This is a genomic window from Pseudomonas lactucae (assembly GCF_036688725.1).
GTDB lineage: Bacteria > Pseudomonadota > Gammaproteobacteria > Pseudomonadales > Pseudomonadaceae > Aquipseudomonas > Aquipseudomonas lactucae.
Map to the genome: position 1 here is coordinate 183,104 of NZ_JAQQPT010000003.1, position 14,659 is coordinate 197,762.

A 14,659-nucleotide genomic window follows, 5' to 3' on the forward strand; every position below is an offset into this window, starting at 1 on the left:
CCGCAGTGAACCTTCATCGGCTCCCTCCGCTATGTACGCCAGCCTCAAGACACTTATCGCCAGGTCCGCGTCAGGCAGCCATGTACGCCGCTTGATCCTCATGCTGTGCCTCGGCTCGCTGCTGTTGAGTCTGTGGGCCTACCTGTACAGCGCGCCGCTGCCGATCATGGTGCCGCTGCTCAATCTGATCCTCTTGCTGGTAGTGGGCCTGCGGCAGTGGCGCTCGCGCACCGCCATCAAGTTCCAGCCGCAGGAGCTGGCCGACCGCCTGCTGCAAGTACAGGAAAACGAACGCCATCGTCTCAGCCGCGACCTGCACGACGATATCGGCCAATTGCTCACGGCCGCCAAGCTGCAGAGCGAGTGGCTCAAGCGTCGTCTGCCGGCAGACCTGCAAGACCAGTGCAACGTGCTGTGCAACACCTTGAACGAGACCCTGGCCAAGGTGCGCGACGTCTCGGCCATCCTCAACCCCCGGCAGCTCACCAGCCTGGGCCTGGAAGCCAGCCTGCGCGCGCACCTGCTCAAGACGCTGGAAAACACCCCCGTGCACTGGAGCCTGGAATGTCAGCAGCGCTTGACCGGCATCCCGGAAGAAATAGCCGTGGCGGCCTTTCGCATTACCCAGGAAGCGGTGACCAACATGCTGCGCCATGCCCAGGCACACAACCTGCTGGTGCGCCTGCAACGTCTGCCCGAGGGTCTGTCGCTGAGTATCAGCGATGACGGCCAGGGCTTTTCGCCCGCCCTCGACCCAGGGCGTGAAGGTCAACGAGGCATGGCCGGCATGGCCGAACGGATCAATCAACTGGGGGGCACCCTGTCCGTCAACAGCCAGCCAGGCAAGGGCACACGGATTGACGTGCTTTTCCCCTGGGCGCCGCGCGCCCTCGAACGGGCCAGTTCCCCTAAGGTTTACGAGTGACCTGCACATTACTCCTGGTGGATGACCATGCACTGATCCGGGCCGGCGTACGCGCACTGGTCCAGGATATTTGCGGCTACACCGTTGTCGGCGAAGCCAGCGACGGCGCGCAGTTGCTCGAGCAGTTCAGCGTCTTGCAGCCGGATATCGTATTGCTCGACCTATCGATGAAACACACCGGCGGCCTGGATGCGCTGCAGCAACTCAAGCGCGTCTACCCCAAGAGCAAGGTGCTGATCCTGTCGATGCACACCGACCCGGAACTGATCATGCAGGCGCTGGAGTCCGGCGCCCATGGCTACCTGCTCAAGGACACCAGCGCCAATGAGCTGGAACACGCGCTGCTGGCCTTGCGCAACAACGAACGCTACCTGAGCCCGGCGATCGCCCACACGGTGATCAACCAGGCGCTGGTGCGCAACCAGGGCCCGGCTGCCGCCGCCGTCCACAGTCACAACCTCACGGCCCGCCAGCTGGAAATCCTGCGCTTGATCGTGCGCGGCAAGTCCACCCGCGAGATCGCCCACGGCCTGGGCCTGAGCATCAAGACTGTGGAGGCGCACCGCTCGCAGATCATGAAGCGCCTGCAGATATTCGACGTGGCGGGCTTGGTGTTATTTGCCGTGCGCGAGCAGATCATCAGCCTGGACGACTAACGGCGACCCCACCGGCAAGTGCACACGCAAGGCTTTGGGCAAGACCTCGAAACGCAGGTCGTCGCTCTCGAGCGGTTCACCGTCAAGGTTTAAGTACAGGCCTTCGGCCTGCTTGACCTGCACCCACGGCAAGCGCGCCCGCACAAACATAGTCTCCAGGCCCCAGCCGTTGCTCATCAGCTCACGCAACGTGCCGACCACCTCCTGGGGCGCCGGCAGAATGCTCACGTCGAGCAGCCCATCATCGGCCATGGCCTGCGGACAGAGCTCATGCCCACCGCCCGCCTGGCGACCGTTGCCGATGCCCAGCGCGAGCAGTTCACCTTTCCAGTGGAAATCCGGGCCATCCAGTTCGGCGTAGGCAGCCTTCAACTCGCTGAACCGCGACAGGCCGGTGAACAGATAGGCGGCGCCGCCCAGGACCTTCTTCAAGTCTTCCGACGTATTGGCCGTGACCTGGCTGCCGAAACCGCCAGTGGCCATGTTCAGGAAGATTTGTCCGCCGACCTGGCCCAGGTCGATGGCCCTGGCCGGGACATCCAGCAACGCCAGGGCCAGGGCAGGCTCCAGCGGTACGCCGGCGGCCTTGGCGAAATCGTTGGCCGTGCCCAGGGGCATCAACACCAGACTGGCATCGGCCTGTGCCTGTGCCATCGCTTCGGCCACGTCACGCAAGGTGCCGTCGCCGCCGCCTGCGATGATGTGCGTATAACCGCCATCCAGGGCCTCCCTGACCAGGCGCTGGGCATCACCGCCCTCCCAGGTCACCCGTACCGCCAATTCCCAACCCTGCCCACGCCGCGCCTGCACGGCCGCACGCACGTCCTCGTTGAGGGCTTGCTTGCCGTGGAGAATCAACAGTGCCTTGGCGGTGGTCATGGGTGGGTTACTCCTGGGTTGAAAGTGCTTGAAGGATGTTGACCTCAAACCAGGAAGGAAAGTGCAGCCGCAAGTCATCAGCGACAAGTCGCACGCCTCAACCTTGCCGCTTGAAGCTCGCAGCCTTCAACTGCTCTTGTGCAACTTACTCATCAACTGCGCCTCAGCCTGCGTCAAGCCGCACGATTGGGTCAGCTCGTCCACCGTCGCGCCCATCCCCACCAGTTTCGCCGCCTGAGCGAACGACAGACTGGCGGGATCGCGCTGCTCCAGTTGCACCAGCTTGTCCGGCAACGGCGCCAGGATTGCGCGCAACTCGTGCACCTCGTCCCCGACCTTCACCGCACTTTGCTGATAATGGTCGACCCGCTTGACCAGCTCCAGCACACGCCGATCACGCATGGCATCGCGCTCGGCCTGTTGCAAGGCCAATTCGCGTTGCTGACTGACATGGCGCAGCAAAAACGCCAACGTCCCGGCCCACAGCAGGGCCAGGACAATTACCGCCGCCTCAAGGAACAATCAGATACTCTCCAGTTCCGACCATTCTTCTTCGCTCATCATCTTGTCCAGCTCAACCAGAATCAGCAGTTCGTTGTTCTTGTTGCACACGCCCTGGATGAACTTGGCCGATTCCTCGTTACCCACGTTCGGCGCGGTTTCCACTTCCGATTGGCGCAGGTAGACCACTTCCGCCACGCTGTCGACCATGATGCCGACCACTTGCTTGTCGGCTTCGATGATGACGATACGGGTGTTGTCGCTGATCTCGGTGGCATTGAGGCCAAAACGCTGGCGGGTGTCGATCACCGTCACCACGTTGCCGCGCAGGTTGATGATACCCAGCACGTAGCTTGGCGCACCCGGAACCGGAGCGATCTCGGTGTAGCGCAGCACTTCCTGCACGCGCATCACGTTAATGCCGTAGGTCTCGTTGTCCAGCTTGAAGGTAACCCATTGCAGGATCGGATCGTCTGTAGTGCTCTTACTTGGATTGCTGCTCATACTCATGACCCCTTCAAATGCCGTTGCGTACGGCGTGTGTGCTTCGTTGGCCGCACTTGCGCACGGCCCTTGTTGTTCAATCAACTGCGTTTATTGGCGGACATTTCCTTGACGGCGCCACTGGCGATCAATTCCGCCAGCTCGGCGACGTCGAGCAACGCGCACATGTGTTCGATCACAGTGCCCGCCAGCCAAGGCCGCTGGCCCCGGTGGCTGCGCCATTTGATTTCATTCGGGTCCAGGCGCAGCGAGCGGCTGACCTGATGCACCGCCAGCCCCCACTCGTAGCCCTGAACCGAGATCACGTATTGCAAGCCTTGGCGCAAGTCATCGCGGTAGCGGTCGGGCATCACCCAGCGCGCGGTGTCCAGCACCTTGAGGTTGCCGGCCTGGCTGGGCAGGATCCCGAGGAACCAATCGGGCTGGCCGAACAGCGGCGTCAGCTCCTGGCCTTCCAGGGAATAGATCGAGCCCAGGCACACCAGCGGCACCGCCAGGGTCAGGCCGGCGACGTCGAACAGCAAACATTCGAACGGTTCCGCCGCCCAGGACGGGCGATCGTCGCCGCTCACCGGCGGCGGGGTGATGCTTGGCGGCAGGTGCACGTCTACCACCGGCTCGACCACCATCAGCGGCGTCACCGGTTCCACCACAACCGGTGCCTCGACCGGCACGATCAGCGGTGCAGCATGTGCATCGCGGGCCTGCTCTTCCAATACAGCCAGCTGGAACTCATCCAGGCTGCTCGACGACGGTACTTCTACCGCCGGTTCCAGCGCCAGGATCGGTTCCGGCAATTGCTCCTCGGTCGCGTCCTGCAGCAAGGCATCCAGGTAGGATTCCAGCGCCAGTTGCGGCCGGGTCTTGGTCTTGAGTTCGACGGGGCGGTTCATCATCAAGCCACCTGCGCCACAAGCTGCTGCGATAACAGGTGCTTGAGCAGCGCGCGGTAGGCCATCACGCCACGGCTCTTGGCATCGAATTGCGAAGGCGTCAGCCCGGCACGGCTGGCATCGCGCAGACGCGTGTCCACCGGGATGTAGCCATTCCAGATGGTCTGCGGGTAGGCATCGCGCAATACGCGCAAGGTGCCGAGCGACGCCTGGGTGCGACGATCGAACAGCGTCGGCACGATGCTATACGGCAGCGCCTGTTTGCGCGAACGGTTGATCATCGCCAGGGTGCTGACCATGCGCTCCAGCCCCTTGACCGCCAAGTGCTCGGTCTGCACCGGGATCACCAGTTGCTGGCTGGCCGCCAGGGCGTTGACCATCAGCACGCCGAGCAACGGCGGGCTGTCGATGATGGCGTAGTCGAAGTCCTGCCACAGCTGCGCCAGGGTCTTGGCGATCACCAGGCCCAGGCCGCTCTGGCCCGGTGACTGGCGCTCAAGGGTGGCCAGCGCGGTGCTCGATGGCAGCAGGGAAATGCGCTCGCTGCTGGTCGGCAAAAGCAGTTGGCCGGGCAAGTCGCTCGGCACACTGCCCTTGTGCAGGAACAGGTCATAGCAGCTGTGTTCCAGCGCATCCGGGTCGTAACCGAAATAGCTGGTCATCGAGCCGTGGGGGTCCAGATCGACCACGACCACGCGCTTGCCCGCCTCAGCCAGCAAACCGGCTAGAGCGATGGAGGTGGTGGTCTTGCCGACCCCGCCTTTTTGATTGGCAACTGCCCAGACTCTCATTCGGATGGTTCCTCCCGGTGGGCACAGGCGCGACCGAGACATTGCATAAGGTTATTGAGCCGGCGACGGAGAATTGACGGCACTCTGACGAACCGGCGGCTTTGCAGGGGCCGGTGCAGTTTGTGTGCCAGCACGCCTCAAAGCCGCGTCCGGTGTTGCATTGGCGGTGCCGGTGGCGGTCAGGCTGCGGCGCACGTCCAGGTTGCGCGAGACCACCAACACCACCCGACGGTTGCGCGCACGGCCTTCCACCGTAGCGTTGTTGGCCACCGGCTGGAACTCGCCATACCCCACCGACGCCAGGCGTCCGGGGCTCACGCCCTGCATCGCGAGCATGCGCACAATGCTCGCGGCACGCGCCGAGGACAGTTCCCAGTTGGTCGGGTACTGCGCGGTGCTGATCGGCACATTGTCGGTAAACCCTTCGACGTGCACCGGGTTCTCGAACGGTTTGAGGATCGCCGCCACCTTGTCGATGATGGTGAACGCCTGGTCGCTGGGCATCGCGTCGGCACTGGCGAACAGCAGGCTGGAATTAAGCTCGATTTCCACCCACAACTCGTTGCCGCGCACGGTCATCTGGTTGGAGCTGATCAGGTCGCCGAACGCAGCACTGATGTCATCGGCGATGCTTTTCAGCGGATCGCTGGTGCCCCCCACACCGGCAGCGGTTTCATCGCTGTCATTGACCAGCGGCTTGGCCGGCGTCACGGTCCTGGGCCGTTCTTCGCCGATGGGAATCGGCTTGAGCGAGCGGTCGGCGTCGTTGAACACACCGATCAGCGCCTGGGAGATGACTTTGTACTTGCCTTCGTTGATCGACGAGATGGAATACATCACCACGAAAAACGCAAACAGCAAGGTGATGAAGTCCGCGTAGGACACCAGCCAGCGTTCGTGGTTGACGTGCTCTTCAGGCTCGCGACGGCGACGGCTCACTGGCAGGCACCTCTCTGTACACAGGACTTATGGCTCGCTCGCCACAACAAGGCCGCAGGCCAGCTATACATATCCATCAATCCATGAAGCCCTGGAGCTTCAATTCAATGGAACGCGGGTTCTCGCCCTCGGCAATCGACAGGATGCCTTCGAGCAACATTTCACGGTAACGGGACTGGCGCATGGCAATCGACTTGAGCTTGCTCGCCACCGGCAGCAGCACCAGGTTGGCACTGGCCACACCGTAGATGGTGGCGACAAATGCCACGGCAATCCCGCTGCCCAGTTGCGAAGGGTCAGCGAGGTTGCCCATCACGTGGATCAGGCCCATCACCGCACCGATGATGCCAATGGTCGGCGCGTAGCCGCCCATGCTTTCAAAGACTTTGGCGGCGTTGATGTCACGGCTTTCCTGGGTGTAGAAATCCACCTCGAGGATGCTGCGGATCGCTTCCGGCTCGGCGCCGTCCACCAGCAACTGCAAGCCTTTGCGCGAATAACTGTCGGGCTCGGCATCGGCCACGCCTTCGAGGCCCAGCAGGCCTTCCTTGCGGGCGGTGAGGCTCCAGTTGACCACGCGGTCGATGCCACCGGGCAGGTCGACACGCGGCGGGAAGATGATCCAGATCATGATCTGCATCGCACGCTTGAACGAACTCATCGGCGACTGCAACAACGCGGCGCCCACGGTGCCGCCGATCACGATCAGCGCCGCCGGACCGTTGGCCAACGCACCGAGGTGGCCGCCTTCGAGGTAATTGCCGCCAATGATCGCGACAAACGCCATGGTAATGCCGATCAGGCTCAACACGTCCATCAGAGGCAGGCCTCCACCAGGTGCTTGCCGATATCGTCCAAACTGTAGACGGCGTCGGCCAGGTCAGCCTTGACGATGGCCATGGGCATGCCATAGATCACGCAGCTGGCTTCGTCCTGGGCCCAGATCGCGCTGCCGCCCTGCTTGAGCAGGCGCGCACCTTCGCGGCCATCGGCGCCCATGCCGGTGAGTACCACCGCCAGAACTTTGTCGCCGTAGGATTTGGCCGCCGAACCGAACGTGATGTCCACGCACGGCTTGTAGTTGAGACGCTCATCGCCCGGCAGGATTTTGATCGCGCCACGGCCGTCGACCATCATCTGCTTGCCACCCGGCGCCAGCAGCGCCAGGCCAGGACGCAGGATGTCGCCATCCTCGGCTTCCTTGACGCTGATGCGGCACAGCTTGTCCAGGCGCTCGGCGAAGGCTTTGGTGAACGCGGCGGGCATGTGCTGGATCAATACGATCGGTGCCGGGAAGTTGGCCGGCAGCTGGGTCAATACCCGCTGCAAGGCGACCGGACCACCGGTGGAGGTGCCGATGGCGACCAGCTTGTAGGCTTTGCGCTTGGGTGCAGGCGAATGCGCGGTTGCCGGCGCCGAGGCCCTTACCGGTGGCGGCGCGGGTCGTGCAAGCGGCGCGGGTGCCGGGCGCCCGAGCGAGGAACCGGTGGGCGCGGCCGGTGCCGCCACCGGAGCAGGCGTCGGCGCAGGCGTCGGCGCACTGGACAGGCTGCGACGGTTACTGCGCGAGATGCTGTGGACTTTCTCGCACAGCATCTGCTTGACCTTCTCGGGGTTGCGCGAGATGTCTTCGAAATTCTTCGGCAAAAAGTCCACCGCACCGGCATCCAGCGCGTCGAGGGTCACTCGGGCGCCTTCATGGGTCAGCGAGGAGAACATCAATACCGGGGTCGGGCAGCGTTGCATGATGTGCCGGACTGCCGTGATGCCATCCATCATCGGCATCTCGTAGTCCATGGTGATCACGTCCGGCTTCAGCGCAATGGCTTGATCAATCGCCTCTTTGCCGTTGGTGGCCGTGCCGACCACCTGGATGCTTGGATCGGCGGAAAGAATTTCCGAGACGCGGCGGCGGAAGAAACCCGAATCGTCCACCACCAGGACCTTGACTGCCATAAACACTCCGTTAGGTGGGGCGAGCGAGACCGCCCTGCCCCACCAGAATCAAATACGCCGAGCGGCGTAACGCTTGAGCATGCTCGGAACATCGAGAATCAGCGCGATCCGACCGTCACCGGTGATGGTCGCACCCGACATGCCCGGGGTTCCCTGCAGCATTTTGCCCAAAGGCTTGATGACCACTTCTTCCTGACCCACCAGTTGATCGACGACAAAGCCGATACGCTGGGTGCCCACGGACAGAATCACCACATGACCTTCGTGCTGCTCCTCGTGAGCCGCCGATGCCACCAGCCAGCGCTTGAGGTAAAACAGCGGCAACGCCTTGTCGCGCACGATCACCACTTCCTGGCCGTCCACCACGTTGGTGCGCGACAGATCGAGGTGGAAGATCTCGTTGACGTTGACCAGCGGGAAGGCGAACGCCTGGTTGCCCAGCATCACCATCAGGGTCGGCATGATCGCCAGGGTCAACGGCACCTTGATGACGATCTTCGAGCCCTGGCCCTTGGTCGAGTAGATATTGATCGAGCCGTTGAGCTGGCTGATCTTGGTCTTCACCACGTCCATGCCGACGCCACGGCCCGACACATCGGAAATCTCGGTCTTGGTCGAGAAGCCCGGGGCGAAGATCAGGTTGTAGCACTCGGTGTCGGTCAGGCGGTCGGCGGCGTCCTTGTCCATCACGCCACGCTTGACCGCGATGTTGCGCAATATCGTCGGGTCCATGCCCTTGCCGTCATCGGTGATCGACAGCAGGATATGGTCGCCTTCCTGCTCCGCCGCCAGAATCACCTTGCCGCCACGGGACTTGCCCGAGGCTTCGCGTTCTTCCGGCGTTTCGACGCCGTGGTCGACCGCGTTGCGCACCAAGTGGACCAGCGGGTCGGCCAGGGCCTCGACGAGGTTTTTGTCGAGGTCGGTTTCCTCACCCACCAGTTCCAGGTTGATCTCTTTCTTCAGCTGGCGCGCCAGGTCACGGACCAGGCGCGGGAAGCGGCCGAAGACTTTCTTGATCGGCTGCATCCGCGTTTTCATCACCGCGGTTTGCAGGTCGGCGGTGACCACATCGAGGTTCGACACCGCCTTTTGCATGGCCTCATCGCCACTGCTCAGGCCCAGGCGCACCAGGCGGTTACGCACCAGCACCAGTTCGCCGACCATGTTCATGATGTCGTCCAGGCGCGCGGTATCGACGCGCACGGTGGTTTCGGCTTCACTGGCGGGTTTGTCCGCAGGCGGTGCCGCGGCGGCGGCACGTGCTGGGGCTGGGGCCGGCGTTGGGGCCGCTGCCGGAGCAGGAGCCGGTTTGGCGGCTGGAGCGGCGGCTTTGGCGACAACCGGTGCGGGCGCAGCGACGGCTGCCGTCGAGACGGCTTCGCTGAACTTGCCCTTGCCGTGCAAATCGTCGAGCAGGGCTTCGAATTCGTGATCGGTGATCAAGCCATCAGCGGCGGGCGCAGCGCTGGCTGCAGGCGCGGCGGCGGTGGCAGCGACTGCCGGCAAGGCGTCGGCGGCAAACGTGCCTTTGCCATGCAGTTGGTCGAGCAACGCTTCGAATTCGTCGTCGGTGATGTCGGTGCTGACAGGCGCGGCCGGTGCAGCCGGTGCAGAAGCGGCAGGCGCGACCGCATCGGCAGCGAACTGGCCCTTGCCATGCAACTGGTCGAGCAGCGACTCGAATTCCGCGTCGGTAATGTCTTCGCTGGTCGGCGCCGCTGCCGGGGCCACAGTGGCCGGCGCTTCGGCTTCGGCCTTGACGGCACTGAGCGAGTCGAGCAGCTGTTCGAACTCAGTGTCCGTCACATCGGGCTCAGGCTCCGGTTCAGGCTCCGCTTCGACCACCGGCGCCGCCGAGGTGTCCGCAGGCTCCGCATAGCGCGCCAGGGCGGCCAACAGTTCCGGCGTGGCTGCGGTGATCGGGGCACGTTCACGCACTTGGCTGAACATGCCGTTGACCGCATCCAGTGCTTCGAGAATCACGTCCATCAACTCCGAATCAACGTGACGCTCACCCTTGCGCAGGATGTCGAAAACGTTCTCGGCGATGTGGCAGCACTCCACCAGCTCATGGAGCTGGAGGAAGCCGGCGCCCCCTTTTACAGTGTGAAAACCGCGAAAAATTGCATTGAGCAGGTTCGCATCATCTGGGCGGCTTTCCAGCTCGACCAGTTGTTCGGACAGTTGCTCTAAAATTTCGCCGGCCTCTACAAGGAAATCCTGAAGGATCTCTTCATCGGCGCCGAAGCTCATGTGGGTGCTCCTTAGAAGCCTAAACTGGATAACAGGTCATCTACGTCATCCTGACCTGACACAACGTCTTCACGTTTATCGGCATGAATCTGCGGACCTTCACCCTTGGCGAGATGTTTTTGTGGATCTTTTTCCGAGAGGATCGCTTCGCGGTCATGTTCGATACCGGCAAAACGATCGACCTGGCCTGCCATAAGCACCAATTTGAGCAAGTTACTTTCCACTTCGGTGACCAATTGGGTCACGCGCTTGATCACCTGACCAGTGAGGTCCTGGTAATCCTGGGCCAGCAGAATGTCGTTGAGGTTGCTGGAAACCGTACGGTTTTCCTGCTCGCTGCGTGACAGGAACCCTTCGACCCGGCGGGCCAGTTCACGGAACTCTTCAGCGCCCACTTCGCGGCGCATGAAGCGGCCCCAGTCAACGCTCAGGGCCTGGGCTTCGGTGGCCATGCCGGTCACCAGCGGCGTGGCGTTTTCCACCAGGTCCATGGTGCGGTTGGCCGCCGCTTCAGTCAGCCTGACCACATAGGACAGACGCTCGGTGGCGTCGGTGATCTGTGAGATTTCTTCGGCCTGGGGCATGTGCGGGTCAATCTGGAAATTGACGATCGCGCTGTGCAGCTCGCGTGTGAGCTTGCCCACTTCCTGGTACAGGCCTCGGTCACGGGTCTGATTGAGCTCATGGATCAACTGCACCGCGTCACCGAACTGGCCTTTTTCAAGGCATTCGACCAACTGGTGAGCATGTTTTTTCAGGGTGGACTCAAAGTCTCCCTGTGACGTTTCGTTATGCTCCATAGCTCCCCCGCGATGGCATTAGCCGTGGATGCGTTCGAAGATTTTTTCGATCTTCTCTTTCAAGGCCTGTGCAGTGAATGGCTTGACCACGTAACCGTTGACCCCGGCCTGGGCGGCCTCGATGATCTGCTCACGCTTGGCTTCGGCGGTCACCATCAACACGGGAAGGCTGCGCAGTTTTTCGTCGGCGCGCACGTGGCGCAGCAGGTCGATACCGGTCATGCCCGGCATGTTCCAGTCGGTTACCAGAAAGTCGATGCTCCCGCTGTTGAGGATCGGAATAGCCGTCAGGCCGTCATCCGCCTCGACCGTGTTGGTGAACCCAAGGTCACGCAACAGGTTTTTTATGATCCGCCGCATCGTTGAGAAGTCATCAACGATGAGGATTTTCATGTTCTTGTCCAATTCGACCTCCAAGCAGTCTTAAACGCGCCCAGCACCTGGACGCGCCATTTCAATCAACAGGCATTACACAAATAGGACTGCCGGGGCCACCACGGGCCGAACCACGAAAATCAAACGCCCTCGCGGTATCGCTTTGCAGTGTCCCCACACTGCCTGTCAGCGCGCTCGCCACTCTCCCAAACGCCCCCGCAAACGGGCGGCGCATTGGCTGTGCAACTGGCTGACCCGCGATTCGCTGACACCCAGGACCTCACCGATTTCCTTGAGGTTCAGCTCTTCGTCGTAGTACAGCGCCAACACCAATCGCTCACGTTCCGGCAAATTGGCGATGGCGTCCGCCAACGCACCCTGGAAGCGTTGATCTTCCAGGTCGCGCGACGGCTCCATGTGTGCGCTCGCGCCGTCCTCGTGCAGCCCTTCGTGTTCGCCGTCCTGCAACAGGTCGTCGAAACTGAACAGGCGGCTGCCCAAGGTATCGTTCAAAATCCCGTAATAATCGTCGAGACTCAATTGGAGTTCGGCCGCAACTTCGTGATCTTTAGCGTCGCGACCGGTTTTTGCTTCAATTGCCCGAATTGCGTCACTGACCATGCGCGTATTGCGGTGAACCGAACGTGGCGCCCAATCCCCCTTGCGCACTTCATCGAGCATCGCGCCACGAATGCGGATACCCGCATACGTCTCGAAACTGGCGCCTTTGCTGGCATCGTATTTGGTCGACACTTCGAGCAGGCCGATCATGCCGGCCTGGATCAGGTCTTCGACCTGGACGCTGGCGGGCAGGCGTCCCAGCAGGTGATAGGCAATGCGTTTGACCAGCGGCGCATAGCGCTCGATCAACTCACCCTGGCTGTCACGGGCGGACTTCTTATAAGCGTTATAGCCGTTCGCTGTCATAGCACAGGTCCTGCGCTCGTCTGATGCACCAATCGTTCGACGAAAAACTCCAGATGCCCCCGAGGGTTGGCAGGCAAGGGCCAGGTATCGACCTTCTGGGCAATCGCCTTGAACGCCAAGGCGCACTTGGAACGAGGGAACGCTTCGTAGACTGCACGCTGCTTTTGCACAGCCTTGCGCACGCACTCGTCGTAGGGAACTGCACCAACGTATTGTAAGGCGACATCGAGAAAACGATCCGTGACCTTGGTCAACTTGGCGAACAGGTTGCGTCCTTCCTGCGGGCTCTGGGCCATGTTGGCCAGCACGCGGAAGCGGTTCATGCCGTAGTCACGGTTAAGCAGTTTGATCAGGGCGTAGGCGTCGGTGATCGAGGTGGGTTCATCGCAGACCACCAGCAGTACTTCCTGCGCCGCGCGCACGAAGCTGACCACGGACTCGCCGATCCCGGCGGCGGTGTCGATCACCAGCACGTCGAGGTTGTCGCCAATATCACTGAAGGCCTGGATCAGGCCGGCATGCTGTGCCGGGCTCAGGTGCACCATGCTCTGAGTGCCCGACGCGGCCGGCACGATGCGGATCCCGCCAGGGCCCTGCAGCAGCACATCGCGCAGCTCACAGCGCCCCTCGATCACATCGGCCAGGGTGTGTTTGGGCGTCAGCCCCAGCAGAACGTCGACGTTCGCCAGTCCCAGGTCAGCATCCAGCAGCATGACGCGACGGCCAAGCTCTGCCAGCGCCAGGGACAAATTCACTGACACGTTAGTTTTTCCGACGCCACCTTTGCCGCCGGTCACCGCGATCACCTGTACGGGATGCATGCTGCCCATTTTATTTCTTTACCTTGTCTTGCTTAGACGCAGGCTACATGGCTTGGCCGCGTGAATCGCTTGCAGACCATCGATGTAGATACATTTCACGGTGCTCATCGACTTCAACCGACCCGTTTTGCCGGGTGGTGGTAGAGATCGGCGAACATGTCGGCCATCGCTTCCTCGCTAGGCTCGTCTTGCATTTGTACGCTCACGGCACGGCTGACCAACTGATGACGGCGCGGCAGATGCAAATCATCCGGGATCCGCGGCCCATCGGTCAGGTAGGCAACCGGTAATTCATGGCTGATCGCCAGGCTCAACACTTCGCCCAGGCTGGCGGTTTCATCCAGTTTAGTCAGGATGCAGCCGGCCAGGCCGCAACGTTTGTAGCTGTGATACGCAGCGGTCAGAACCTGTTTCTGGCTGGTGGTTGCAAGCACCAGGTAATTTTTCGACTTGATGCCACGTCCAGCCAGGCTTTCCAGCTGCAGGCGCAACGCCGGGTCGCTGGCTTGCAGGCCGGCGGTGTCGATCAGCACCACGCGTTTGCGCAGCAGCGGATCGAGGGCATTGGCCAGGGATTGGCCCGGATCGACGTGGGTCACCGGCACGTTGAGGATACGGCCCAGGGTCTTGAGTTGCTCCTGGGCACCGATACGATAGCTGTCCATGCTCACCAGCGCGATGTTATGGGCGCCGTATTTGAGCACATATCGGGCGGCGAGCTTGGCCAGGGTGGTGGTCTTGCCCATGCCGGCCGGGCCGACCATGGCAATCACGCCGCCCTCTTCCAGCGGCTCGATTTCCGGAGTGGCGATCATCCGCGCCAAGTGGGCCAGCAACATGCGCCAGGCCTGGCGGGGTTCTTCGATTTCGGTGGTCAGTGCCAGCAGGTCGCGGGACAGCGGGCCAGACAGGCCGATGCGTTGCAGGCGACGCCAGAGGTTGGCCTGTTGCGGCTTGCTGCCTTGCAACTGTGTCCAGGCCAGCGACCCCAGCTGGACTTCCAGCAGTTCGCGCAGGCCGTTGAGTTCAAAGCGCATCGAGTCGAACGCGCGCTGGTCGACGCCGGCGGCCGGGGCTGGCGCGGCAGGACGCGGTGGCTCGATGAAAGTCGGCTCGACCAGCGGCTCGGAGGCGGTCAACGGCAGGCCGGCGAACAATTGGCGATTGGTGGTGGCATCGCTGTCGCCACGCATGCTCAGCTCGGCCTGGGCCGAGACGATGCGCGAGGCGGTCTTGCGCAGCTCGTCTTCAAGCTCCATGTTCGGCACGCGCGGGGCCAGGGCCTGAGGGGTGTAATCCAGGGCAGCCGTCAGCTCGACACCGCCGGCAATGCGACGGTTACCGATAATCGCGGCGTCGGCGCCCAGCTCATCACGGACCAGTTTCATGGCCTGACGCATATCGGCGGCGAAAAAACGCTTCACTTGCATAACCCA

Annotated in this window: 16 protein-coding genes; 2 read left to right on the top strand and 14 right to left on the bottom strand. The window is 62.3% G+C overall.

The genetic code is table 11. The annotated features are described in order from the left end of the window. Nucleotides 1–31 precede the first annotated feature (31 nt). The gene (locus V6M90_RS04375) at nt 32–925 is read left to right on the top strand and encodes a sensor histidine kinase (protein WP_042945072.1); all 894 of its coding nucleotides are present in this window, start codon (nt 32–34) and stop codon (nt 923–925) included. Continuing rightward, complete coding sequence (locus V6M90_RS04380; protein ID WP_042945074.1) at nt 922–1,581, top strand: response regulator transcription factor; 660 nt, start codon at nt 922–924, stop codon at nt 1,579–1,581. The genes V6M90_RS04375 and V6M90_RS04380 overlap by 4 nt, the downstream gene beginning before the upstream one ends. On the opposite strand, the gene yegS is transcribed toward V6M90_RS04380, so the two are convergent. The 14 genes from yegS to flhF all read right to left on the bottom strand — a co-directional run bounded on the left by yegS (nt 1,540) and on the right by flhF (nt 14,653). After that, entirely contained in the window at nt 1,540–2,460 is a 921-nt protein-coding gene (gene yegS, locus V6M90_RS04385) for a lipid kinase YegS (protein ID WP_332846138.1), read from the bottom strand. The genes V6M90_RS04380 and yegS overlap by 42 nt on opposite strands. 126 nt (nt 2,461–2,586) lie before the next feature. Then, nucleotides 2,587–2,982 (bottom strand): DUF2802 domain-containing protein, encoded by a 396-nt coding sequence (locus V6M90_RS04390; protein WP_003175282.1) that lies wholly within the window; start codon nt 2,980–2,982, stop codon nt 2,587–2,589. Further along, nucleotides 2,983–3,465, bottom strand: a complete 483-nt coding sequence (locus V6M90_RS04395; protein ID WP_003175283.1) for a chemotaxis protein CheW — start codon at nt 3,463–3,465, stop codon at nt 2,983–2,985. Between the two features lie 80 nt (nt 3,466–3,545). Continuing rightward, entirely contained in the window at nt 3,546–4,358 is an 813-nt protein-coding gene (locus V6M90_RS04400) for a CheW domain-containing protein (protein WP_003175284.1), read from the bottom strand. Between the two features lie 2 nt (nt 4,359–4,360). Further along, complete coding sequence (locus V6M90_RS04405) at nt 4,361–5,149, bottom strand: ParA family protein (protein WP_003175285.1); 789 nt, start codon at nt 5,147–5,149, stop codon at nt 4,361–4,363. A gap of 51 nt (nt 5,150–5,200) precedes the next feature. Beyond that, complete coding sequence (gene motD, locus V6M90_RS04410) at nt 5,201–6,088, bottom strand: flagellar motor protein MotD (RefSeq protein WP_003175286.1); 888 nt, start codon at nt 6,086–6,088, stop codon at nt 5,201–5,203. 76 nt (nt 6,089–6,164) lie between these two features. Further along, nucleotides 6,165–6,905, bottom strand: a complete 741-nt coding sequence (locus V6M90_RS04415) for a flagellar motor protein (protein ID WP_003175287.1) — start codon at nt 6,903–6,905, stop codon at nt 6,165–6,167. Beyond that, nucleotides 6,905–8,044, bottom strand: coding sequence for a protein-glutamate methylesterase/protein-glutamine glutaminase (locus V6M90_RS04420; protein ID WP_332846139.1), 1,140 nt, complete (start codon nt 8,042–8,044; stop codon nt 6,905–6,907). Before V6M90_RS04420 ends, V6M90_RS04415 begins: the two co-directional genes overlap by 1 nt. Before the next feature lie 48 nt (nt 8,045–8,092). After that, nucleotides 8,093–10,300 carry a chemotaxis protein CheA gene (locus V6M90_RS04425; RefSeq protein ID WP_332846140.1) on the bottom strand — a complete coding sequence of 736 codons (2,208 nt, stop codon included), beginning with the start codon at nt 10,298–10,300 and terminating at the stop codon, nt 8,093–8,095. Between the two features lie 11 nt (nt 10,301–10,311). Then, nucleotides 10,312–11,100 (bottom strand): protein phosphatase CheZ, encoded by a 789-nt coding sequence (locus V6M90_RS04430; protein WP_003175290.1) that lies wholly within the window; start codon nt 11,098–11,100, stop codon nt 10,312–10,314. A gap of 18 nt (nt 11,101–11,118) precedes the next feature. Beyond that, on the bottom strand, nt 11,119–11,493 hold the full coding sequence (locus V6M90_RS04435; protein WP_160385018.1) for a chemotaxis response regulator CheY: 375 nt from the start codon (nt 11,491–11,493) through the stop codon (nt 11,119–11,121). Between the two features lie 168 nt (nt 11,494–11,661). After that, nucleotides 11,662–12,402, bottom strand: coding sequence for an RNA polymerase sigma factor FliA (gene fliA, locus V6M90_RS04440; RefSeq protein WP_003175292.1), 741 nt, complete (start codon nt 12,400–12,402; stop codon nt 11,662–11,664). Continuing rightward, complete coding sequence (fleN, locus tag V6M90_RS04445) at nt 12,399–13,232, bottom strand: flagellar synthesis regulator FleN (RefSeq protein WP_003192912.1); 834 nt, start codon at nt 13,230–13,232, stop codon at nt 12,399–12,401. The genes fliA and fleN overlap by 4 nt, the downstream gene beginning before the upstream one ends. 104 nt (nt 13,233–13,336) lie before the next feature. Further along, nucleotides 13,337–14,653 (bottom strand): flagellar biosynthesis protein FlhF, encoded by a 1,317-nt coding sequence (gene flhF, locus V6M90_RS04450; RefSeq protein ID WP_141063600.1) that lies wholly within the window; start codon nt 14,651–14,653, stop codon nt 13,337–13,339. Between the last annotated feature and the right edge of the window lie 6 nt (nt 14,654–14,659).

Bases quoted from the DNA above. Each gene is read 5' to 3' on its own strand.
- V6M90_RS04375 (WP_042945072.1), top strand. From the start codon at position 32: ATGTACGCCAGCCTCAAGACACTTATCGCCAGGTCCGCGTCAGGCAGC.
- yegS (WP_332846138.1), bottom strand. From the start codon at position 2,460: ATGACCACCGCCAAGGCACTGTTGATTCTCCACGGCAAGCAAGCCCTC.
- V6M90_RS04395 (WP_003175283.1), bottom strand. From the start codon at position 3,465: ATGAGCAGCAATCCAAGTAAGAGCACTACAGACGATCCGATCCTGCAA.
- V6M90_RS04400 (WP_003175284.1), bottom strand. From the start codon at position 4,358: ATGAACCGCCCCGTCGAACTCAAGACCAAGACCCGGCCGCAACTGGCG.
- V6M90_RS04405 (WP_003175285.1), bottom strand. From the start codon at position 5,149: ATGAGAGTCTGGGCAGTTGCCAATCAAAAAGGCGGGGTCGGCAAGACC.
- V6M90_RS04415 (WP_003175287.1), bottom strand. From the start codon at position 6,905: ATGGACGTGTTGAGCCTGATCGGCATTACCATGGCGTTTGTCGCGATC.
- V6M90_RS04420 (WP_332846139.1), bottom strand. From the start codon at position 8,044: ATGGCAGTCAAGGTCCTGGTGGTGGACGATTCGGGTTTCTTCCGCCGC.
- V6M90_RS04425 (WP_332846140.1), bottom strand. From the start codon at position 10,300: ATGAGCTTCGGCGCCGATGAAGAGATCCTTCAGGATTTCCTTGTAGAG.
- V6M90_RS04430 (WP_003175290.1), bottom strand. From the start codon at position 11,100: ATGGAGCATAACGAAACGTCACAGGGAGACTTTGAGTCCACCCTGAAA.
- V6M90_RS04435 (WP_160385018.1), bottom strand. From the start codon at position 11,493: ATGAAAATCCTCATCGTTGATGACTTCTCAACGATGCGGCGGATCATA.
- fliA (WP_003175292.1), bottom strand. From the start codon at position 12,402: ATGACAGCGAACGGCTATAACGCTTATAAGAAGTCCGCCCGTGACAGC.
- fleN (WP_003192912.1), bottom strand. From the start codon at position 13,232: ATGGGCAGCATGCATCCCGTACAGGTGATCGCGGTGACCGGCGGCAAA.
- flhF (WP_141063600.1), bottom strand. From the start codon at position 14,653: ATGCAAGTGAAGCGTTTTTTCGCCGCCGATATGCGTCAGGCCATGAAA.